Below are 20,710 nucleotides of genomic sequence, written 5' to 3' on the forward strand. Positions count from 1 at the left end.
GAGGGAAGTTGGTCGTGCCGGAAACATCTCGGCACAAACCAAAAAGGACCAACTTGCGTTGGCCCTCCTTGTCGCGCGTACAGACCCGATCCTGACGGCCCCGGGGGGCTGGGGGCTGAGGAATCCGGAACCGAAAGGACCGGGTCAACGCACACAGGTCTTTTCGCAATGCAGGGCGGCAGGCGCTTGGCGGAAAAGCGGCGATATCAAGATTCCTTCTAACGATCCCGTGACGGTTTGCCGCGACAGAATTCCACTCCTGCGTGTGCTCCGATTCGCACCCGATTCAATCAGTTGAGTGAAGAGCCCCTTGCGGCGGGGAACAGTTGGCGCGATCATGCAATTGTCATGATCCGCGGTTCCGGGGACGGTCCTTCGCGGATGCGATCATGCCGCGAGATGAGGAGGCGCTCGATGAGTCTGACGCCGGAGGATGCCGATCCGAGCGAGCAGCGCGCAGTGGCGCGCCCCACCGCTGCGAATGCCCAACCCAACCGGGTGACATTCAACCGGCTGGAACTGAACCGCATTCTCAACCTCTACGGCCGCATGGTCGCCGACGGCGAGTGGCGCGACTATGCCATCGACTTCCTGAAGGACCGCGCGGTGTTCTCGGTCTTCCGCCGCGCCTCGGAAGTGCCGATCTATCGCATCGAGAAGGACCCGCGGCTGGCGCGCAAGCAGGGCATGTACAGTGTGATCTCGGCGACCGGCCTGATCCTGCGCCGCGGCCACGAGCTCGAGCGCGTGCTGCTGGTGATCGATCGCAAGCTGGCGGTGGTTTAGCCTTACGGACGGTGCCGTAGGGTGGGCAAAGGCGCACCGCGCCGTGACCCACCATCTTTCCTCAATCGCCGGGCATGGTGGGCACGCTTCCGCCTTCGTTCTCCGAGCTACGGCGGACAAGTCGCTTTGCCCGCCCTACGAGACCGAGGCTATTTCGGCACCGTGCTCGCGCCCTCGCCGAGGTCGCGTTGCATCATCACCGTGTCGAGCCAGCGGCCGAATTTCAGGCCAACATTGGGATGCGTGCCGATCATCTTGAAACCGCCGCGCGTGTGCACGCCGATCGAGCCGGCATTGGCGGAATCGCCGATCACCGCGATCATCTGGCGGAAGCCGCGCGCCTCGCATTCGGTGATCAGCCGGTCCAGCAGCAACGAGCCGATGCCGCGGCGGTGGAGGGAGGGATCGAGATAGATCGAGTTCTCGACCGTGAATCGGTAGGCCGGCCGCGGCCGGTAGGCGCCGGCATAGGCATAGCCGGCGACGCGACCGTCGAGGACGGCGACGAAATAGGGGTAGCCGCCGTCGATCAGCGCGCGGTAGCGGCGCGTCATCTCGGCCAGATCCGGCGGCGCCAGCTCGAATGTCGCGGTGCCCTCGCGGACGGCCTGCTTGTAGATGGCGGTGATGGCGGGAAGGTCGGCCTCAATGGCGGGCCTGATCTCAGGTGCGGACATGGCGGCGAGATTAGAGCCTTCCCGCGGTCACTGGAAGGGGCAACACCGCTTCCCCATGCTTCGCCATCGCCAGCGCAGCAGCCCTCCAATCTTCTCCGCTGTCATGCCCCGCGCAGGCGGGGCATCCAGTACTCCGAGACAGCGCGGCTAGAACCGAGCCGCTGCGGCATACTGGATTGCCCGCCCCAGTGCGCAATTGCGCACAAGGCGGGCGATGACGGCGGGGGGGCGTCGCGCATCCCGGCCCAAACAAAAACCCCGGCCTCTCGGCCGGGGTTCGTATCCATTCCATCGTCGAAGCGCTTAGTCGCGCTGGCCGAGGAGCTGCAGGAGCAGCGTGAACAGGTTGATGAAGTTCAGGTACAGCGACAGCGCGCCGGTGATGGCCGCACGCTCTGCGATGTCACCGCCGGCCGAGGCGTAGCCGTAGATGTAGTCGTTCTTCAGCCGCTGGGTGTCCCAGGCGGTGAGGCCGGCGAACACCAGCACGCCGACCACGGACACGATGAACTGCAGCATCGTGCTCGCCAGGAACAGGTTGACCAGGCTCGCGATGATGATGCCGATCAGGCCCATGAACAGGAACGAGCCCATCCCGGTCAGATCACGCTTGGTGGTGTAGCCGTAGAGGCTCAGTGCGCCAAACGTGGCCGCGGTGATAAAGAACACCCGCACGATCGAGGTGTGCGTGAACACCAGGAAGATCGAGGACAGCGAGATGCCCATCAGCGCCGCGAACACCCAGAACAGGATCTGCGCGGTCGAGGGGGCGAGACGGTTGATGCCCGCCGAGATTACGAACACCATCGCGAGCGGCGCGAGCATGAACAGCCACTTCAGGGGGCTGACGAACATCGCGTAGCCGAACGGCGTCAGGAACAGCTTGCCGACGCGGACGGCTTCCGGGGTCGGAACGTCGGTCACGGCGGCCATATAGACGCCGAGCGCGGCCAGGCCGGTGATGGCGAGGCCGATGCTCATGTAATTGTAGATGCGCAGCATATAGGCGCGCAGGCCGGCATCGACCGTCGCGGCGTCAACACGCCCGGCGGCCCTGCCGAAAGGAGAAGCGTAGTTACGGTCTAGGTCCGACATGGTCGAATTCCCGTTGGTTAGCCCGGTCCGGCATGAGGGTCGCCATGCCGCCGGTTCGTCAAATTCTATCTCGGATACCGATCTGTGCCGACTAAATTCTGGCTCATAATCGGGGGTCCGAACCCATTGGATATGTGGGAAACTAACACATTCGCTGCAACCGTCCACGCGCGGCTGAATGTCGCCCTCGCCCGCAATCCTGGCGAGCAGACGTGGTTAATCGCTGGAATCGTGCGATTCCGACATCGCGGGCTCGCCCGCTACCATTTGTCACAAATTCCGCAACACCGTGGCGGGCTTTTTGTTCAATGCCAGCAGCGTCCCGGCGAGCCCAAGTCCGACCGTGACGACCAGGGCCGCCGCGACCACGCCGGCCGCGCTGCCGGCCTGCCAGACGAAACTCAGCGTCATCAGCCGCGTCACGATCATCCAGGCCGCGACGCTGCCGGCGATCACGCCGAACACCGCGGTGGCAAGCCCGATCAGCAGGTATTCGAGGGCATAGGCGCCGAGCAGCCGCAGCCGGGTCGCGCCGAGGGTCTTGAGGATCACCGCATCGTAGACCCGGTGGCGGTGGCCGGCGGCGAGCGCGCCGCCCAGCACCAGGATCGCCGAGATCAGGGTCACCGCGCTGGCGCCGCGGATCGCGAGCGCCAGATTGGTCACGACCGAGCCGACCGTCTCCATCACCTCGCGCACGCGCACGCTCGTCACCATCGGATAGGTGTCGGCGACTTGCCTGATGATCTTGCCGTCGCCGGCCGCAGTGCCGCCGGCCTCGGTGAGCGTCGCGATATGGGTATGCGGCGCGCCCTTGAAGGCGTTGGGCGAGAACACCAGCACGAAATTGATGCCCATGCCCTGCCAGTCGATGGTGCGCAGATTGCCGATTTTGGCCGGGATGTCGCGGCCGAGCACGTTGACCACGATCTCGTCGCCGAGCTTGAGACCGAGCCCGTCGGCGATCTTCTTCTCCATCGAGACCAGCAGCGGGCCGGAATAGTCGGCGCTCCACCATTCGCCCTCGACCACCTTGGAGCCCTTCGGCAACTCGGCGGTATAGGTCAGGCCGCGGTCGCTTTGCAGCACCCATTCGGAATCGGTGGTGGGCTTGAGGTCCTCGGCACGCACGCCGCGCGCGGCAACGATGCGCCCGCGCAGCATCGGCACGTCCTCGACCTTTGCGCCCGGCGCGATCCCGCGCAGATAGTCGTCGAACTGCTCGGCCTGCGTGCTCGGGATGTCGATGAAGAAGAACGACGGCGCGTGCTCAGGGAGGGCCGCAAGGAACTGCCGGCGCAGATTGCCGTCGATCTGGGTGATGGTGACGAGCACGGCGAGCCCGAGCCCGAGCGACAGCACGACGGATGGCGTCAGCGCGCCCGGCCGGTGGATGTTGGCGATCGCCAGCCGCAGCATCGGCAGGCGCGTGCGCGGCAGCCGGCGCGCGATCGTCATCAGCAGGGCGGCGATGCCGCGGAGCAGGGCGAACACGACGACGGAGGAGGCCACGAACACCGCGGCGATGCGCTTGTCGAAGGACAATCCGATCACGACCGCGATCAGCAGCGCGATCACGACGGCCATGAACACGACATAGCTCCAGCGCGGCCGGTGCCATTCGGAGCTGATGGTGTCGCGGAACAGCGCGGCGACTGGCACGTCGTGCACGCGCCCGAGCGGCCACAGGCCGAAGGCGAGCGCCGTGAGCAGGCCATAGACGAAGGACAGCGCGAGCTCGTCGGCATGTACGGCCGGCACCACCGGCAGTGGCAGCAGTTTTCCGAACAGGCCGACGATGGCGAACGGCATGGCGGCGCCGAGCGCAAGGCCGATCACCGAGCCAATTCCCGCCAGCAGGAGGACCTGCGCCAGATAGATACCGAACACGTCGCGGCCGGTGGCGCCGACCGCCTTGAAGGCCGCGATGACCTCGAGCCGGCGGTCGATATGGCTCTTGACGGCATTGGCGACGCCGACGCCGCCGACCAGGAGCGCGGCGAGGCCGACCAGCGTCAAGAATTGCGTGAAGCGGTTGATGTTGCGCTCCAGCTGCGGCGAGGCATTGGAGCGGCTGCGGATCTCCCAGCCGGCCTGCGGCGCAGCGTTGCGCGCGTCCGCGATGAAGGCGTCGGTGGCGCGCTCGCTGTTGCCGGTATCAGGCAGCTTCACCCGGTAGACCCAGCGCACCAGGCTGCCGGGCTGGATCAGGCCGGTGGCGCGCAGGCCCGCCTCGCTGATCAGGAAGCGCGGCCCGAAACCGATGCCGCCGGCGAGCTTGTCGGGCTCGGCTTCGACGGTGCTGCGGATCTGGAACGTTGCGCTCCCGATGGTGACGCGGTCGCCGGTCTTCAGCGACAGCCGCGCCAGCAGCGTCGGATCGGCGGCGGCACCGAACGCGCCGTCGCGCTCCGCGAGCAGGTCGGACATCGGCAGCGGCGGCGCCAGCGTCAGCTGACCCAGCATCGGATAGGTGTCGTCGACCGCCTTCATCTCGACCAGCGCGAGCTGGCCGTCGGCGGAGCGCGCCATGCCGCGCAAGGTCGCGGCTGTCGAGACCGTGCCGCGCGAGCGCAGGAAGGAGACTTCCTCGGGCTTCGCCTCGCGCTGGAACAGCACGAAGGAGACGTCGCCGCCGAGCAGCGTACGGCCCTCGCGCGCGAGACCGTCGCTCAGGCTCGCCGAGACCGAGCCGACGCCGGCGATGGCCATCACGCCGAGCGCGATGCAGGCGATGAAGACATAGAAGCCGCGCAGGCCTCCGCGCAATTCGCGCAGCGCGTAGCGCAGCGACAGCGCGACGCCGTTGGGTTTCGCGAACGGTTCGGCCGCGATGCTCATGCCGGCGCAGACTGGGTGTCGATGCGGCCCGAGCGCAGCCGGATCACGCGATCGCAGCGCTGCGCGAGCGAGGAATCGTGCGTGACCAGCACCAGCGTCATGCCGCGCTCGGCGTGTTTGTTGAACAGAAGATCGACGATCTGTTTTCCGGTGGCCTCGTCGAGATTGCCGGTCGGCTCGTCCGCGACGAGGATGGCGGGATCGGGCGCCAGCGCGCGGGCGAGCGCGACGCGCTGCTGCTCGCCGCCGGACAGCTGCGTCGGATAGTGATGCAGGCGATCGCCGAGCCCGACCGATTGCAGCTCCTGCGCCGCGCGTCTTGCAGCGTCAGGGTTGCCGGCGAGTTCGAGCGGCACGGCGACGTTCTCGAGCGCCGTCATGGTCGGGATCAGATGGAAGGACTGGAAGACGATGCCGACCTGGCGGCCGCGGAAGCGGGCCAGCGCGTCCTCGTCGAGGGCATTGAAAGGCGTGCCTGACACCACCACCTCTCCGCTATCAGGACGCTCCAGCCCCGCCATCACCATCAGCAGCGTGGATTTGCCCGAGCCTGACGGGCCGATCAGGCCGATCGTCTCGCCCGAGGCGACCCGCAGGCTGATATCCTTGAGGATGTGAACGCGTGCCGCGCCCGTACCCAATGAAAGATTGACGTTGGAGATGGCGATGGTGTCCGGCGCGGTGCCGGCGAGCGAAGAGGTTTCGATGCGACTATCCATGGTCCGGTCATATGGCAACTCCGCACACGCGGTCGAGAGGCGTTACGGATTCTTCATGCACATAGCCGTGTTGATGATCGCTTTGATGACGGTGGTGGATCCGGCGTGGGCCGAAGCGGCAAAGCCGGTCAAGCTTGTCGTTCTCGGCGATTCCCTGAGCGCCGGCCTCGGCCTCCCGGCCCAGGACGCATTCCCCACAAAGCTTCAAAAAGCCTTGCAGGCCAAAGGCATAGCAGTCGACATGACCAATGCCGGCGTGTCCGGCGACACCTCGTCCGGCGGCCGTGACCGGCTCGACTGGTCGGTCCCGGACGGAACCGACGGCGTGATCGTCGAGCTCGGTGCCAACGACGCGCTGCGCGGCATCGATCCCGATTTGACGCGTACCGCGTTGACCGACATTGTCCAGCGATTGAAGACACGCAAGATCGCGGTGATGCTGTGCGGCATGCTGGCGCCGCCGAATTACGGCGCGGAATACGCCGCGCGCTTCAATTCGATTTATCCGGATCTTGCGAAAAAATTCGACGTGCCGCTCTATCCGTTCTTCCTCGACGGCGTCGCGGCCGACGCCAAGCTCAACCAGGCCGACGGCATTCATCCGACCGCGGCCGGCGTCGACATCATCGTTAACAACATCATGCCCAGCGTGGAGGCATTTTTGCGCAACATAAGCGAGCAGCGCCGCTGAAAAGCGGGCAGCGCTAACCGTAATTCCCAGGGTTTTACCGGGGTGAGGCGCGCGATGCTTCGCAGAGTCACACAACTGCGATAGGAATCAGGGTACCGGTGATTCGTCGCCGGCTCTACAATTTGGATATGATCCTTCCCAGGGATCATGCCCAAGCATCGGGAGTGCGAAACGATGCCGCGTTTGTTCACAGGTCTGGAAATTCCGGCCGAGATCGGCCAGACGCTTTCCAATTTGCGGGGCGGCCTTCCCGGCGCCCGCTGGATCGATCCCGAAAATTATCACGTTACCCTGCGCTTCATCGGCGATATCGACGGCATGTCCGCCAACGAGATCGCATCGATGCTGTTTCGCGTTGATCGCAAGCCCTTCGAGGTGAAGGTGCAGGGGCTCATGAGCTTCGGCGGCCGCAAGCCGCGCGCGGTGGTCGCAACCATCGCGCCGAGCAAGCCGCTGATGGAATTGCAGGCCGAGCTCGAACGCATGATGCAGCGGATCGGCCTCGACCCTGAGGGGCGCAAGTTCACCCCGCATGTCACGCTGGCCCGGCTGCACGACGCGTCCGACCGCGACGTCGCCGACTATCTCTCGCTGCGCGGTTACTTCCCGAGCAAGGCGTTCATGGCCGAACGGTTTGTCTTGTTCTCGTCCCGCGCATCGACCGGTGGCGGCCCCTATGTGGTCGAGGACGCCTACGAGCTGTGTGAGTAGCACCGCTCTCGTGCCCCGGACGCGGCGCAGCGCCATCAGCGCGTTTACGCGCGTCTTCGACACGCTACGGCGGTGCGCTGCTGGGCCGGGGCCCATCGCTCCACGATGGATGTACGAAATAGTGGGTCCCCGCTCTGCGCAGCGTCACTGCTTCCCGTAGCGCGTCCGGGACGCGGAACGCATACCCCGCCCACCAATTCACGGCTTGCAATTTCCGCGCATCTCTGGCGGTAAAGAGCTATGCTCTCCACTCCCAGTTCCTCATTCCGCGAGGCATACCAGGCCCAGATCGCGTCCGGCGCGATCGAGCCCGATGCTGCGCAGGCCGAAATCGCCGAAGCCTATGCGGCGCTCGATCAGCGGCTCGCGAATTACAAGCCGCAGCGCAAGCAGGGCCTGCTCAGTCGTTTGTTCAGCGGCGACAAGGACGAGGCGCCGCGCGGGCTCTACGTCCATGGCGAGGTCGGCCGCGGCAAGACCATGCTGATGGATCTGTTCTTCCAGCACAGTACCGTCGAGCACAAGCGCCGCGCGCATTTCCACGAGTTCATGGCGGAAGCGCATGAGCGCATCTACGATTATCGCCAGGGCATCTCGCGCGGCGAGATCGCCGATGGCGACGTCATCACGCTGACCGCGAACGCGATCTTCGAGGAAAGCTGGCTGCTTTGCTTCGACGAATTCCACGTCACCGACATCGCGGACGCGATGATCCTCGGCCGCCTGTTCGCAAAGCTGTTCGAGCTCGGCACCGTGGTGGTCGCGACCTCCAACGTCGCGCCCGACGATCTCTACAAGGGCGGCCTGAACCGTTCGCTGTTCCTGCCCTTCATCAAGCAGATCACCGACCACATGGACGTGCTGCGGCTCGATGCGCGCACGGATTTCCGCCTGGAAAAGCTTCAGGGCGTGCCGATGTGGCTGACGCCGGCCGACGGCGACGCCGGCGCGGCCCTCGACCGCGCCTGGTCGAAAATGACCGGCGGCGCCAAATGCAAGTCGCGCGATATTTCGTTCAAGGGCCGCATCCTGCACGTGCCGTGCTCGGCCCATGGCGTGGCGCGGTTCGGATTTGCGGATCTCTGCGAAAAACCGCTCGGCGCGTCCGACTACCTCCGCCTCGCGCACGACTATCACACCATCCTGGTCGACCATATTCCAGTGATGGATTTTTCCCAGCGCAACGCCGCCAAGCGTTTCATCACGCTGATCGATACGCTCTATGACAATGCCGTGAAGCTGATGGCCTCGGCCGATGCCAATCCGATCTCACTCTACCTCGCCCACGAGGGCAACGAGGCCATGGAGTTCAAGCGGACGGCCTCGCGCCTGATCGAGATGAGCTCGGAATCCTATCTGGCGCTGCCTCACGGCCGCAAGGATTCCACCGCCAGCGGCTCCACCAAGGGCCTGGTGGAGACTTAAGTCCTATTTGCCAGCGCTGTCATTCCGGGGCGTCGCAAAGCGACGAGCCCGGAATCCATACTCCCGCTGGTGGTTATGGATTCCCAGATGCGCAATTGCGCATCGTAGCTCGCGACTTTCGTCGCGCCCCGGAATGACAGGGATGCGCTTCAATGTTCGCCAAGCCCGACAATTGGGCATCCACCGACTTGAACGGGGGGAGCGAAAGGGATAACCACCCGTCTCAGTTTTCCCCTCCTTAACGTGTCTAAAGGACAGGTTCACATGGCGCGCGACAAGATTGCTTTGATTGGCTCCGGTCAGATCGGCGGAACGTTGGCTCATCTCATCGGCCTGAAAGAACTGGGCGACGTGGTGATGTTCGACATCGCCGAGGGCGTGCCGCAGGGCAAGGCGCTTGACATCGCCCAGTCCTCGCCGGTCGACGGCTTTGACGCGCACTACACCGGCGCGAATTCGTACGAAGCCCTCGACAACGCCAAAGTCTGCATCGTCACCGCCGGCGTGCCGCGCAAGCCCGGCATGAGCCGCGACGACCTCCTCTCCATCAACCTCAAGGTCATGGAGCAGGTCGGCGCCGGCATCAAGAAATACGCCCCCGACGCCTTCGTCATCTGCATCACCAACCCGCTCGACGCGATGGTGTGGGCGCTGCAGAAGGCTTCGGGCCTGCCGCACAAGAAGGTCGTCGGCATGGCCGGCGTGCTGGATTCCTCGCGCTTCCGTTACTTCCTGGCCGACGAGTTCAACGTCTCGGTCGAGGACGTCACCGCCTTCGTGCTCGGCGGTCATGGCGACACCATGGTGCCGCTGGTGAAGTACTCCACCGTCGCCGGCATTCCGCTGCCCGACCTCGTCAAGATGGGCTGGACCTCGCAGGCGCGCCTCGACGAGATCGTCGACCGCACCCGCAACGGCGGCGCCGAGATCGTCAATCTGCTCAAGACCGGCTCGGCCTTCTACGCGCCTGCTGCTTCCGCGATCGCGATGGCCGAGAGCTATCTGCGGGACAAGAAGCGCGTGCTGGCCAGCGCCGCCTACCTCAACGGCGAATACGGCGTGAAGGACATGTATGTCGGCGTGCCCGTCGTGATCGGCGCCAAGGGTGTCGAGCGCGTCGTCGAGATCGAGCTCACCGGCAAGGACCGCGAGGCGTTCGACAAGTCGGTCGGCGCCGTACAGGGCCTGGTCGATGCCTGCAAGAAGATCGCACCCGATCTTCTCGGCCGCTAAGCGAGAGCAATCCCGCCGAAGATCGAAAAACCGGTCTTCGGCGGTTTCATTTCCGGGCCCCGCGTCGGGCGGGTTCCGGGTCCGCAGTCCAGAGATCTCGATGTCAAAGAATCCGGGTTGCAGTTCCTGTGGTATATGGTATGCCAGCCACAAGACTGAGGTGGGCCCTAGAGGTCACCGCCCGCGGGTTCAGGGAGCGACCATATGAATATCCATGAATATCAGGCCAAAGCGCTGCTGAACGAGTTCGGCGTCGCGATCTCAAAGGGCGTCCCCGTCCTGAAGCCCGCGGACGCGGAAGCCGCCGCCAAGGCCCTCCCGGGCCCGGTCTGGGTGGTGAAGAGCCAGATCCACGCCGGCGGCCGCGGCAAGGGCAAGTTCAAGGAAGCCTCGGCCGGCGACAAGGGCGGCGTCCGTATCGCCAAGTCGGCCGCGGAGGTCACCGAATTTGCCAAGCAGATGCTGGGCGCGACCCTCGTGACGATCCAGACCGGCCCCGCTGGCAAGCAGGTCAACCGCCTCTACATCGAGGACGGCTCGGACATCGACAAGGAATTCTATCTCTCGATCCTGGTCGACCGCGAGACCTCCCGCGTGTCGTTCGTGGTGTCGACCGAGGGCGGCGTCAACATCGAGGACGTCGCGCATAACACCCCTGAGAAGATCGTCACCTTCTCGATCGATCCCGCGACCGGCATCATGGGCCATCACGGCCGCACCGTTGCGAACGCGCTGAAGCTGTCCGGCGATCTCGCCAAGCAGGCCGAAAAGCTCACCGCGCAGCTCTACACCGCCTTCGTCGCCAAGGACATGTCGATGCTGGAGATCAACCCGCTGGTCGTGACCAAGCAAGGCCAGCTCCGCGTGCTCGACGCCAAGGTGTCGTTCGACGACAACGCGCTGTTCCGTCATCCCGAGGTGCTCGCGCTACGCGACGAGACCGAGGAAGACGCCAAGGAAATCGAGGCGTCCAAGTACGACCTCAACTACGTCACCCTCGACGGCAATATCGGCTGCATGGTCAACGGCGCCGGCCTCGCCATGGCGACGATGGACATCATCAAGCTCTACGGCATGGCGCCGGCGAACTTCCTCGACGTCGGCGGCAGCGCCAGCAAGGAGAAGGTCGCGGCCGCGTTCAAGATCATCACCGCCGATCCCAACGTGAAGGGCATTCTGGTCAACATTTTCGGTGGCATCATGAAGTGCGACGTGATCGCCGAAGGCGTCACCGCCGCCGTGCGCGAGGTCGGCCTCAGCGTGCCGCTGGTGGTCCGCCTCGAAGGCACCAATGTCGAGCTCGGCAAGAAGATCATCCGTGAATCCGGCCTGAACGTGGTGCCGGCCGACAATCTCGACGACGCCGCGCAGAAGATCGTGAAGGCCGTCAAGGGAGGCTGAGGCCATGACCCAGGACCATCTCGCCGCATCATCTCCGCTTGCAGAGCACACGCGCCTCGCCGCGTTCGCCGGCGAATGGAATGGCGAAGAGGTGGTCTTCCCGTCGCGCTGGGTCGCCGGCGGGCCGGCGACCTCGCATGTCGTCGCGCGCATGGATCTCAACGGCTTCTACCTGATCCAGGACTGTGTCCAGATGCGCGACGGCAAGCAGGCTTTCGCCACCCACGGCCTCTTCACCTACGACCGCGACGACCGGACCTACAAATTGTTCTGGTACGACTCGCTCGGCTACACGCCGCCCTCGCCCGCCTCCGGCGGCTGGGTCGGCAAGACCCTGACGCTGGTGCGCGGCTCGCTCCGCGGCAATGCGCGCCACGTCTACGAAATCATCGACGACGATTCCTACTCGTTGAAGATCCAGTTCTCGCCGGACGCGGAAGGCTGGGCCGACGTGCTCACCGGCATCTACCGCCGCATCCACTGACCTCTCACTCGTTAGTTCGCGAAAGCAGACCTCATGTCCATCCTGATCGACAAGAACACCAAGGTCATCTGCCAGGGCTTCACCGGCAAGAACGGCACCTTCCACTCGGAGGCCGCGCTTGCCTACGGCACCAAGATGGTCGGCGGCACCTCGCCGGGCAAAGGCGGCGCCACCCATCTGGGCCTGCCGGTGTTCGACACGGTGCGCGAGGCGCGCGAGAAGACCGGTGCCGATGCGTCGGTGATCTACGTGCCGCCGCCGGGCGCGGCCGATGCGATCTGCGAAGCCATCGACGCGGAGATCCCGCTGATCGTCTGCATCACCGAAGGCATTCCTGTTATCGACATGGTCCGCGTGAAGCGCTCGCTGGCCGGTTCCAAGTCGCGCCTGATCGGGCCGAACTGCCCGGGCGTCATGACTGCCGGCGAGTGCAAGATCGGCATCATGCCCGCCAACATCTTCAAGACCGGCAGCGTCGGCATCGTCTCCCGCTCCGGCACGCTGACCTATGAAGCCGTGTTCCAGACCTCGCAGGAAGGCCTCGGCCAGACCACCGCGGTCGGCATCGGCGGCGACCCGGTCAAGGGCACCGAGTTCATCGACGTGCTGGAAATGCTGCTCGCCGACCCCAAGACCGAATCGATCATCATGATCGGCGAGATCGGCGGTTCCGCCGAGGAGGACGCCGCCCAGTTCCTCAAGGACGAGGCCAAGCGCGGCCGCAAGAAGCCGATGGTCGGTTTCATTGCCGGTGTCACCGCGCCTCCCGGCCGCCGCATGGGCCATGCCGGTGCGATCATCTCAGGCGGCAAGGGCGACGCCGGTTCCAAGACCGACGCGATGAAATCGGCTGGGATTACAGTGTCTCCGTCTCCCGCCCGCCTCGGCCACACGCTTGCCGAAAAGTTGAAAGGCTAATTCACTTCTTCGTACTTTTCCGGGCGAAGTTTCGTAGCAAATAGGATAAATGGTGCCTGTCGCGCTGGGCCTCTGCCGGGGAGCTCAGCGCCAGCGCCGTTTGTTATGCGCGAACCGAAATCGCCAGGAACTCAAGAATGTCTCGCCAGGACGCGAACGCAGCCTTTGCCCTCTCTTCCTTTTTGCAGGGCACCAACGCCACCTACATCGACGAAATCTACGCCCGCTACGAGAAGGACCCGTCCTCGGTCGACGCCGAGTGGCAGGAGTTCTTCAAGAGCCTCAACGACCAGCCCGGCGATATCAGCAAGAACGCCGAAGGCCCGTCCTGGGAGCGCGCCAACTGGCCGCTGACCCCGCAGGACGACCTCACCTCCGCCCTCGACGGCAACTGGGCCCAGGTCGAGAAGGCGGTCGGTGCCAAGATCGCCGCCAAGGCGCAGGCCCAGGCGGGCAACAAGGGCGCTGATTTCTCGTCCGCCGACCTGCTCCAGGCCACGCGCGACTCGGTCCGCGCGCTGATGCTGATCCGCTCCTACCGTATGCGCGGCCACTTCCACGCCAAGCTCGATCCGCTCGGCATCGAAGCCCCGCGCAACCGCGAAGAGCTCGACCCGCGCACCTACGGCTTCAGCGAAGCCGATTTCGACCGCAAGATCTTCCTCGATCACGTGCTCGGTCTCGAATACGCCACGCTGCGCGAGATCACCGCGATCTGCGAGCGCACCTACTGCCAGACGCTCGGCGTCGAGTTCATGCACATCAGCAACGCCGCGCAGAAGGCGTGGATCCAGGAGCGCATCGAGGGACCGGACAAGGAAATCTCGTTCACCCGCGAAGGCCGGCGCGCCATCCTGACGAAGCTGGTCGAAGCCGAGGGCTTCGAGAAGTTCTGCGACACCAAGTTCACCGGCACCAAGCGCTTCGGCCTCGACGGCGGTGAATCGCTGATTCCCGCGCTCGAGCAGATCATCAAGCGCGGCGGCAATCTCGGCGTGAAGGAAGTCGTGCTCGGCATGCCGCATCGCGGCCGCCTCAACGTGCTGACCCAGGTGATGGGCAAGGCGCACCGCGCCCTGTTCCATGAATTCAAGGGCGGCTCGGCCAACCCCGATGCGGTCGAAGGCTCCGGCGACGTCAAATATCACCTCGGCGCCTCCTCGGACCGCGAGTTCGACGGCAACCGCATCCATCTGTCGCTGACCGCCAACCCCTCGCATCTCGAGATCGTCGATCCTGTGGTGCTCGGCAAGGTCCGCGCCAAGCAGGACCAGCACGGCGATCCGCCGGACCAGCGCATCTCGGTGATGCCGCTCCTGATGCATGGCGACGCCGCGTTCGCCGGCCAGGGCGTGGTCGCGGAATGCTTCGGCCTGTCTGACCTGAAGGGCTACCGCACCGGCGGCTCCGTGCACTTCATCGTCAACAACCAGATCGGCTTCACCACCTATCCGCGCTACTCGCGCTCCTCGCCCTATCCGTCTGACGTGGCGAAGATGATCGACGCGCCGATCTTCCACGTGAACGGCGACGATCCGGAAGCGGTGGTTTTCGCGGCCAAGGTCGCGACCGAATTCCGGCAGAAATTCCACAAGCCCGTCGTCATCGACATGTTCTGCTACCGCAGGCATGGCCATAACGAGGGCGACGAGCCGGCGTTCACCCAGCCGGTGATGTACAAGAGGATCGCCGCGCATCCGTCGACGCTTGAGCTCTACGCCCGCCGCCTGATCAGCGAAGGCGTGATGACCGAGGGCGAGGTCGACAAGGCCAAGGCCGACTGGCGCGCACGGCTCGATGCCGAGTTCGAGGCCGGCACCTCCTACAAGCCGAACAAGGCCGACTGGCTCGACGGCAAGTGGTCCGGCTTCAAGATCGCCGACCAGGAAGAGGATGCGCGCCGCGGCGTCACTGGCGTCGACACCGCCGAGCTGAAGGAAATCGGCCGCAAGATCACCAAGGTGCCGGATGGCTTCCGCGTCCACCGCACCATCCAGCGCTTCCTCGACAATCGCGCCAAGGCAATCGACACCGGCGCCGGCATCGATTGGGCGACCGGCGAGGCATTGGCGTTCTGCACGCTGCTCAACGAGAACCACCATGTCCGCCTATCGGGCCAGGATTCCGAGCGCGGCACCTTCTCGCAGCGCCATTCGGTCCTGATCGACCAGGAAGACGAGAGCCGCTACACGCCGTTCAACCATCTCGGCCACGAGCAGGGACATTACGAGGTCATCAACTCGCTGCTGTCGGAAGAAGCCGTGCTCGGCTTCGAATACGGCTACTCGCTCGCCGAGCCGAACACGCTGACCCTGTGGGAAGCCCAGTTCGGCGACTTCGCCAACGGTGCGCAGGTCGTGTTCGACCAGTTCATCTCCTCGGGCGAGCGCAAATGGCTGCGCATGTCCGGTCTCGTCTGCCTCTTGCCGCACGGCTATGAGGGCCAGGGACCGGAGCACTCCTCGGCGCGTCTGGAGCGTTATCTGCAGATGTGCGCCGAAGACAACATGCAGGTGGTCTACCCGACCACGCCGGCGAACTACTTCCACGTGCTGCGCCGCCAGCTGCATCGCGAGATCCGCAAGCCGCTGATCCTGATGACGCCGAAGTCGCTGCTGCGCCACAAGCGGGCGGTGTCGCGCCTCGAGGAGCTCGCGAAGGGAACGACCTTCCACCGCATCCTCTATGATGACGCCCAGATGCTGCCGAACGAGGCGATCAAGCTCGTCCCCGACGAGAAGGTCCGCCGCATCGTGCTGTGCTCCGGCAAGGTCTATTACGACCTCTACGAGGAGCGCGAGAAGCGCGGCATCGACGACATCTACCTGATGCGCGTCGAGCAGCTTTATCCGGTGCCGCTGAAGGCGCTGGTGGCCGAGCTGTCGCGCTTCAAGAAGGCTGAAGTGGTGTGGTGCCAGGAAGAGCCCCGCAACATGGGCGCCTGGCACTTCATCGAGCCCTATCTGGAATGGGTGCTGAACCAGGTGAACGGTGCGAGCCGGCGTCCGCGTTATGTCGGCCGCGCCGCTTCCGCCGCGACCGCCACTGGTCTGATGTCCAAGCATCAGGCGCAGTTGAAGGCGTTCCTGGACGAAGCACTGAGCTGATCTTTCTGAACTGCGTCATGCCCCGCCTCGTGCGCAATCGCGCACTGGAGCGGGGTACCAGTACGCCGCGACGTCCGTGCAGAATACGAACGTCCGGCTTGCTGGATGGCTTGCCTTTCGCGGGCCGATGACGACCGAATTTTTGACCGCACCGGCGATCCCTTAAGGAAAAGACCATGACTGAAATTCGTGTGCCGACGCTCGGCGAATCCGTCACCGAGGCCACCATCGGCCGCTGGTTCAAGAAGGCCGGCGATCCCGTCGCCGTCGACGAGCCCTTGGTGGAGCTCGAGACCGACAAGGTCACCATCGAGGTCCCCGCGCCGTCCGCGGGCACGCTGAGCGAGATCGTCGCTGCCGATGGCGCAACCGTTGCGGTCGGTGCGCTGCTCGGCCAGATCACCGACGGTGCCGGCGCTGCGAAGCCCGCCGCCGCTCCCGCGAAGCCCGCCGCCGCTGCTGCTCCGGCCGCCGTGGCTGCTGCGCCGGCTCCGGCCGCTGCGAAGGCGCCGCCGGCCGACGCCCCGCTCGCTCCGTCCGTGCGAAAGCTCTCGGCCGAGACCGGCATCGACGCTTCGACCGTTCCGGGCTCCGGCAAGGATGGCCGCGTCACCAAGGGCGACATGCTTGCTGCGATCGAGCGCGCGGCCTCGGCGCCGACCCCGGTCAACCAGCCCGCCGCCGCCGTTCAGGTCCGCGCGCCGTCGCCGGCCGACGATGCCGCCCGCGAAGAACGCGTCAAGATGACCCGCCTGCGCCAGACCATCGCGCGCCGCCTCAAGGACGTGCAGAACACCGCGGCCATGCTCACGACCTTCAACGAGGTCGACATGACCAACGTGATGGCGCTGCGCGCCCACTACAAGGATGCGTTCGAGAAGAAGCACGGCTCGAAGCTCGGCTTCATGGGCTTCTTCACCAAGGCCGTCGTGCAGGCGCTGAAGGACATCCCGGCGGTCAACGCCGAGATCGACGGCACCGATCTGATCTACAAGAACTATTACCACATCGGCGTCGCCGTCGGCACCGACAAGGGTCTGGTCGTGCCCGTCGTGCGCGACTGCGACAACAAGTCGATCGCCGACATCGAGAAGGGTATCGCCGATTTCGGTCGCCGCGCCCGTGACGGCCAGCTCAAGATCGACGAGATGCAGGGCGGCACCTTCACCATCACCAATGGCGGCATCTACGGCTCGCTGATGTCGACCCCGATCCTGAACGCGCCGCAGTCCGGCATCCTCGGCATGCACAAGATCCAGGAGCGGCCGATGGTCGTCGCCGGCAAGATCGAGGTCCGCCCGATGATGTACCTGGCGCTGTCCTACGATCACCGCGTCATCGACGGCAAGGAAGCCGTCACCTTCCTGGTCCGCGTCAAGGAGAGCCTGGAAGATCCGGCGCGCTTGGTGCTGGACCTCTGAGGGAGGCGACGATGGGGGAGCCGTCGCTTGCGCATGCGCTCATCTCCATGGTGCCGTTCCTGCTGACCACCCTTATTTTCTTCTTCTTTGCGATTCCGATCAGTCGCAGGAAGGGTAAGGGGGTCGGCTTCGCGGCCTGGTGCCTGATTCCGTTTCTCACGCCCTTCATTCTGTTCCATTTGGTCAGCCTGACGGATAAGTCCGTGCTGGATCGGTTGGCAGCTCTTGAGGGCAAGACGTCGTAGTGCGCTCGAACTCGTGGGGATTGATGTGACCGATAAAGTCGTTGTCATCACCGGCGGCAGCCGCGGCATCGGGCGGGCGACCGCGATTGCGGCGGCCGCGCGCGGCTTCCGTGTCGTCGTCGGCTACGCTAGCAACAAAACGGCTGCCGACGAGGTCGTCGCCCAGATCGCGGCCAGCAACGGCAAGGCCATCGCGGTGAAATGCGATGTCGCCGAGGAAAGCGACATCATCGAGCTGTTCAAGGCTGCCGACAAGTTCGGCACGCTCGGTGCACTCGTCAACAATGGCGGCATCGTCGGCCAGAGCGGTGTGCGCGTCGACGAGATGTCGGCCGAGCGCATCCGGCGCGTGATGGCCGTCAACGTCACCGGCTCGATCCTGTGCGCGCGCGAAGCGGTGAAGCGGATGTCGACCAAGCACGGCGGCCAGGGCGGCGTCATCGTCAATCTGTCATCGGTCGCTGCCAGACTTGGTGCGCCGAATACCTATGTCGACTATGCCGCGTCCAAGGGCGCGATCGATTCCTTCACCGTCGGTCTCGGCTATGAGGTCGCAGGCGAAGGCATTCGTGTCGCGGGCATCCGCCCCGGCCTGATCGACACCGAAATCCACGCCGCCGGCGGCGAGCCCGATCGCGCCCATCGTCTGGCCCATATGGTGCCGATGAAGCGCGTCGGTACCGCCGACGAAATCGCCAATGCCATCGTCTGGCTGATGTCGGACGAAGCCTCCTACGTCACCTCGGCCATTCTCGATGTGTCCGGCGGACGCTGACACATCCTCATCACGCTAAACTTACGGGACTTTCTCTCATGGCTACCTACGATCTCGTCGTCATCGGCACCGGACCTGGCGGTTATGTCTGCGCGGTGCGCGCGGCCCAGCTCGGCATGAAGGTCGCCGTGGTCGAAAAGGACGCCACGCTCGGCGGCACCTGCCTGAACGTCGGCTGCATGCCGTCGAAGGCGCTGCTGCACGCGTCCGAAATGTTCGAGGAAGCCGCGCACTCCTTCGCCAAGATGGGCGTTTCCGTTTCCGCGCCGAAGCTCGAGCTTCCGGCGATGATGAACTTCAAGCAGCAGGGCATCGACGGCAACGTCAAGGGCGTCGAATTCCTGATGAAGAAGAACAAGATCGACGTGCTCAAGGGCACCGGCAAGATCTTGGGCACCGGCAAGGTCGAAGTGTCCGCTGATGGCAAGTCGCAAGTGGTCGAGACGAAGAGCATCGTGATTGCGACCGGCTCCGACATCGCGCGCCTCAAAGGCATCGAGATCGACGAGAAGCGCATCGTGTCGTCCACCGGCGCGCTGTCGCTGGACAAGGTCCCCGGCAAGCTCCTGATCGTCGGCGCCGGCGTGATCGGCCTCGAGCTCGGCTCGGTGTGGAAGCGGCTCGGCGCTGAAGTCGTCGTCGTCGAATTCCTCGATCGCATCCTGCCCGGCATGGACGGCGAAATCGCCAAGCAATTCCAGCGCATCCTGGAAAAGCAGGGTTTTGCATTCAAGCTCGGCGCCAAGGTCACGGCCGTCGACACCTCCGGCAAGTCGCTGAAGGCGACCATCGAGCCCGCCGCCGGCGGCGCCGCGGAGTCGATCGAAGCCGACGTCGTTCTCGTCTGCATCGGCCGCGTGCCGTACACCGATGGGCTCGGCCTGAAGGAAGCCGGTGTGGCGCTGGACAATCGCGGCCGCGTGCAGATCGATCCGCATTTCGCCACCAGCGTGAAGGGCGTCTATGCCATCGGCGACGTCGTCGCGGGCCCGATGCTCGCGCACAAGGCCGAGGATGAAGGCGTTGCGGTTGCGGAGATCATCGCAGGGCAGGCCGGCCACGTGAACTACGACGTTATCCCAGGCGTCGTGTATACCACGCCGGAAGTATCCTCCGTCGGCAAGACCGAGGAGGAGCTGAAGCAGGCGGGTCAGGCGTATACCGTCGGGAAGTTTCCCTTTACCGCCAACGGCCGCTCCAAGGTCAACCAGACCACCGACGGCTTCGTGAAGATTCTCGCAGATGCGAAGACCGATCGCGTGCTCGGCGTGCACATTATCGGCCGTGAAGCCGGCGAAATGATCCATGAGGCCTGCGTTCTCATGGAGTTTGGCGGCAGCGCGGAAGATCTCGCGCGCACCTGCCACGCGCATCCGACCCGTTCAGAGGCGATCAAGGAAGCCGCGCTTGCGGTGGGCAAGCGGGCCATCCATATGTAGGCGACGCGCCTAGCGTCGAATCGGGCGGGAAAGACATGCTGCGCCGCCTACTTCAACCGGTCTGGGTCCTGCTGGCGATCATTTTCCTGATCGAAGCCTGGCTGTGGGACCATCTCGAGCCGATCGTCGCGCGGGTTGTCGCAGCCATCCCGCTCGCACGCTTCAAGCAATGGCTGACCGAGCGCGTCGATGCGCTGCCGCCGGCCATGACGCTGATCGTGTTCGCGGTGCCAATCATCCCGCTGTTTCCGCTCAAGCTGATTGGCCTGTATCTGCTCACGCATGAATACTGGCTGAGCGGCGTATCCACGTTTCTGTTCGCAAAGCTGCTCGGCGTCGGCGTCACCGCCTTCGTGTTTGACGTGACGCGCGACAAGCTGATGGAGATGCGCTGGTTCGAGCGGCTCTACGATCTCGTGATGAAGCTGCGCGCCAAGGCCGCCGAGCTGGTCGACCCGATCAAGCAGCGCATCCGCGAGCTGATCGCCGGCAACGGCGAAGGCTGGTCCTCCCGTACGCTCCGCCTGATCCAGCGCTTTCGCAAGAGCGTGCACCAGGCGCGGTGAGCTGCCTGCTATAGACTCACTGTCATTGCCACACACTCGATGTCATTGCCCGCGAAGGCGGGCAATCCAGTATTCCAGAGACGGTAAGGCTAGAACCGAGAAGCTGCGGCGTACTGGATGCCCCGCTTTCGCGGGGCATGACACCCGGGACGTGACGGCTGCGCGCGCCTCAACGC

At 64.8% G+C, this 20,710-nt stretch carries 18 protein-coding genes; 14 read left to right on the forward strand and 4 right to left on the reverse strand.

Annotation, left to right across the window (positions count from 1 at the left end; all coding sequences use genetic code 11):
* The first annotated feature begins 414 nt into the window (after nucleotides 1-414).
* Nucleotides 415-786 carry a DUF2794 domain-containing protein gene (locus tag ABIB95_RS20180; protein WP_063980407.1) on the forward strand — a complete coding sequence of 124 codons (372 nt, stop codon included), beginning with the start codon at nucleotides 415-417 and terminating at the stop codon, nucleotides 784-786.
* A gap of 149 nt (nucleotides 787-935) precedes the next feature.
* On the opposite strand, the gene ABIB95_RS20185 is transcribed toward ABIB95_RS20180, so the two are convergent.
* The 4 genes from ABIB95_RS20185 to ABIB95_RS20200 all read right to left on the reverse strand — a co-directional run bounded on the left by ABIB95_RS20185 (nucleotide 936) and on the right by ABIB95_RS20200 (nucleotide 6,118).
* A complete protein-coding gene (locus ABIB95_RS20185) occupies nucleotides 936-1,463 on the reverse strand; it encodes a GNAT family N-acetyltransferase (protein ID WP_354241448.1) in 528 nt (175 codons plus the stop codon).
* A 303-nt stretch (nucleotides 1,464-1,766) separates the two neighbouring features.
* Nucleotides 1,767-2,558, reverse strand: coding sequence for a Bax inhibitor-1/YccA family protein (locus ABIB95_RS20190; protein WP_014490629.1), 792 nt, complete (start codon nucleotides 2,556-2,558; stop codon nucleotides 1,767-1,769).
* 270 nt (nucleotides 2,559-2,828) lie between these two features.
* Nucleotides 2,829-5,399, reverse strand: coding sequence for an ABC transporter permease (locus ABIB95_RS20195; RefSeq protein ID WP_354241451.1), 2,571 nt, complete (start codon nucleotides 5,397-5,399; stop codon nucleotides 2,829-2,831).
* Nucleotides 5,396-6,118 carry an ABC transporter ATP-binding protein gene (locus ABIB95_RS20200; RefSeq protein ID WP_071908649.1) on the reverse strand — a complete coding sequence of 241 codons (723 nt, stop codon included), beginning with the start codon at nucleotides 6,116-6,118 and terminating at the stop codon, nucleotides 5,396-5,398. Before ABIB95_RS20200 ends, ABIB95_RS20195 begins: the two co-directional genes overlap by 4 nt.
* 55 nt (nucleotides 6,119-6,173) lie before the next feature.
* Between ABIB95_RS20200 and ABIB95_RS20205 the strand changes: the two genes are divergently transcribed.
* The 13 genes from ABIB95_RS20205 (at nucleotide 6,174) to ABIB95_RS20265 (ending at nucleotide 20,534) form a co-directional block, all read left to right on the forward strand.
* On the forward strand, nucleotides 6,174-6,809 hold the full coding sequence (locus tag ABIB95_RS20205) for an arylesterase (protein WP_208083924.1): 636 nt from the start codon (nucleotides 6,174-6,176) through the stop codon (nucleotides 6,807-6,809).
* Nucleotides 6,810-6,983: 174 nt separating this feature from the next.
* The gene (gene thpR, locus ABIB95_RS20210; protein WP_063985994.1) at nucleotides 6,984-7,520 is read left to right on the forward strand and encodes an RNA 2',3'-cyclic phosphodiesterase; all 537 of its coding nucleotides are present in this window, start codon (nucleotides 6,984-6,986) and stop codon (nucleotides 7,518-7,520) included.
* Between the two features lie 240 nt (nucleotides 7,521-7,760).
* Nucleotides 7,761-8,945 carry a cell division protein ZapE gene (gene zapE / locus ABIB95_RS20215; RefSeq protein ID WP_166053392.1) on the forward strand — a complete coding sequence of 395 codons (1,185 nt, stop codon included), beginning with the start codon at nucleotides 7,761-7,763 and terminating at the stop codon, nucleotides 8,943-8,945.
* Nucleotides 8,946-9,209: 264 nt separating this feature from the next.
* Nucleotides 9,210-10,178 (forward strand): malate dehydrogenase, encoded by a 969-nt coding sequence (gene mdh / locus ABIB95_RS20220; RefSeq protein ID WP_063980412.1) that lies wholly within the window; start codon nucleotides 9,210-9,212, stop codon nucleotides 10,176-10,178.
* Between the two features lie 204 nt (nucleotides 10,179-10,382).
* Nucleotides 10,383-11,579: an ADP-forming succinate--CoA ligase subunit beta gene (sucC, locus tag ABIB95_RS20225; RefSeq protein WP_085398660.1), complete on the forward strand. Its 1,197-nt coding sequence runs from the start codon at nucleotides 10,383-10,385 to the stop codon at nucleotides 11,577-11,579.
* A 4-nt stretch (nucleotides 11,580-11,583) separates the two neighbouring features.
* A complete protein-coding gene (locus ABIB95_RS20230) occupies nucleotides 11,584-12,063 on the forward strand; it encodes a DUF1579 family protein (protein ID WP_354241455.1) in 480 nt (159 codons plus the stop codon).
* Nucleotides 12,064-12,096: 33 nt separating this feature from the next.
* The gene (gene sucD, locus ABIB95_RS20235) at nucleotides 12,097-12,981 is read left to right on the forward strand and encodes a succinate--CoA ligase subunit alpha (protein WP_025575976.1); all 885 of its coding nucleotides are present in this window, start codon (nucleotides 12,097-12,099) and stop codon (nucleotides 12,979-12,981) included.
* A 137-nt stretch (nucleotides 12,982-13,118) separates the two neighbouring features.
* Complete coding sequence (locus ABIB95_RS20240; protein WP_354118470.1) at nucleotides 13,119-16,088, forward strand: 2-oxoglutarate dehydrogenase E1 component; 2,970 nt, start codon at nucleotides 13,119-13,121, stop codon at nucleotides 16,086-16,088.
* Nucleotides 16,089-16,264: 176 nt separating this feature from the next.
* Entirely contained in the window at nucleotides 16,265-17,509 is a 1,245-nt protein-coding gene (gene odhB / locus ABIB95_RS20245) for a 2-oxoglutarate dehydrogenase complex dihydrolipoyllysine-residue succinyltransferase (RefSeq protein ID WP_354241459.1), read from the forward strand.
* A gap of 11 nt (nucleotides 17,510-17,520) precedes the next feature.
* Nucleotides 17,521-17,754 (forward strand): hypothetical protein, encoded by a 234-nt coding sequence (locus ABIB95_RS20250; protein ID WP_018318867.1) that lies wholly within the window; start codon nucleotides 17,521-17,523, stop codon nucleotides 17,752-17,754.
* Between the two features lie 25 nt (nucleotides 17,755-17,779).
* Nucleotides 17,780-18,529: an SDR family oxidoreductase gene (locus ABIB95_RS20255; RefSeq protein WP_063985995.1), complete on the forward strand. Its 750-nt coding sequence runs from the start codon at nucleotides 17,780-17,782 to the stop codon at nucleotides 18,527-18,529.
* 38 nt (nucleotides 18,530-18,567) lie between these two features.
* Complete coding sequence (lpdA, locus tag ABIB95_RS20260) at nucleotides 18,568-19,968, forward strand: dihydrolipoyl dehydrogenase (protein ID WP_354241463.1); 1,401 nt, start codon at nucleotides 18,568-18,570, stop codon at nucleotides 19,966-19,968.
* Nucleotides 19,969-20,003: 35 nt separating this feature from the next.
* Nucleotides 20,004-20,534, forward strand: a complete 531-nt coding sequence (locus ABIB95_RS20265; RefSeq protein WP_354241466.1) for a hypothetical protein — start codon at nucleotides 20,004-20,006, stop codon at nucleotides 20,532-20,534.
* The last annotated feature ends 176 nt before the right edge of the window (nucleotides 20,535-20,710 follow it).

Source organism: Bradyrhizobium sp. LA2.1 (genome assembly GCF_040547725.1).
In the GTDB taxonomy this organism is placed as follows: Bacteria; Pseudomonadota; Alphaproteobacteria; order Rhizobiales; family Xanthobacteraceae; genus Bradyrhizobium; species Bradyrhizobium barranii.

Bases quoted from the DNA above. Each gene is read 5' to 3' on its own strand.
- ABIB95_RS20180 (WP_063980407.1), top strand. From the start codon at position 415: ATGAGTCTGACGCCGGAGGATGCCGATCCGAGCGAGCAGCGCGCAGTG.
- ABIB95_RS20185 (WP_354241448.1), bottom strand. From the start codon at position 1,463: ATGTCCGCACCTGAGATCAGGCCCGCCATTGAGGCCGACCTTCCCGCC.
- ABIB95_RS20190 (WP_014490629.1), bottom strand. From the start codon at position 2,558: ATGTCGGACCTAGACCGTAACTACGCTTCTCCTTTCGGCAGGGCCGCC.
- ABIB95_RS20195 (WP_354241451.1), bottom strand. From the start codon at position 5,399: ATGAGCATCGCGGCCGAACCGTTCGCGAAACCCAACGGCGTCGCGCTG.
- ABIB95_RS20200 (WP_071908649.1), bottom strand. From the start codon at position 6,118: ATGGATAGTCGCATCGAAACCTCTTCGCTCGCCGGCACCGCGCCGGAC.
- ABIB95_RS20205 (WP_208083924.1), top strand. From the start codon at position 6,174: ATGCACATAGCCGTGTTGATGATCGCTTTGATGACGGTGGTGGATCCG.
- thpR (WP_063985994.1), top strand. From the start codon at position 6,984: ATGCCGCGTTTGTTCACAGGTCTGGAAATTCCGGCCGAGATCGGCCAG.
- zapE (WP_166053392.1), top strand. From the start codon at position 7,761: ATGCTCTCCACTCCCAGTTCCTCATTCCGCGAGGCATACCAGGCCCAG.
- mdh (WP_063980412.1), top strand. From the start codon at position 9,210: ATGGCGCGCGACAAGATTGCTTTGATTGGCTCCGGTCAGATCGGCGGA.
- sucC (WP_085398660.1), top strand. From the start codon at position 10,383: ATGAATATCCATGAATATCAGGCCAAAGCGCTGCTGAACGAGTTCGGC.
- ABIB95_RS20230 (WP_354241455.1), top strand. From the start codon at position 11,584: ATGACCCAGGACCATCTCGCCGCATCATCTCCGCTTGCAGAGCACACG.
- sucD (WP_025575976.1), top strand. From the start codon at position 12,097: ATGTCCATCCTGATCGACAAGAACACCAAGGTCATCTGCCAGGGCTTC.
- ABIB95_RS20240 (WP_354118470.1), top strand. From the start codon at position 13,119: ATGTCTCGCCAGGACGCGAACGCAGCCTTTGCCCTCTCTTCCTTTTTG.
- odhB (WP_354241459.1), top strand. From the start codon at position 16,265: ATGACTGAAATTCGTGTGCCGACGCTCGGCGAATCCGTCACCGAGGCC.
- ABIB95_RS20250 (WP_018318867.1), top strand. From the start codon at position 17,521: ATGGGGGAGCCGTCGCTTGCGCATGCGCTCATCTCCATGGTGCCGTTC.
- lpdA (WP_354241463.1), top strand. From the start codon at position 18,568: ATGGCTACCTACGATCTCGTCGTCATCGGCACCGGACCTGGCGGTTAT.
- ABIB95_RS20265 (WP_354241466.1), top strand. From the start codon at position 20,004: ATGCTGCGCCGCCTACTTCAACCGGTCTGGGTCCTGCTGGCGATCATT.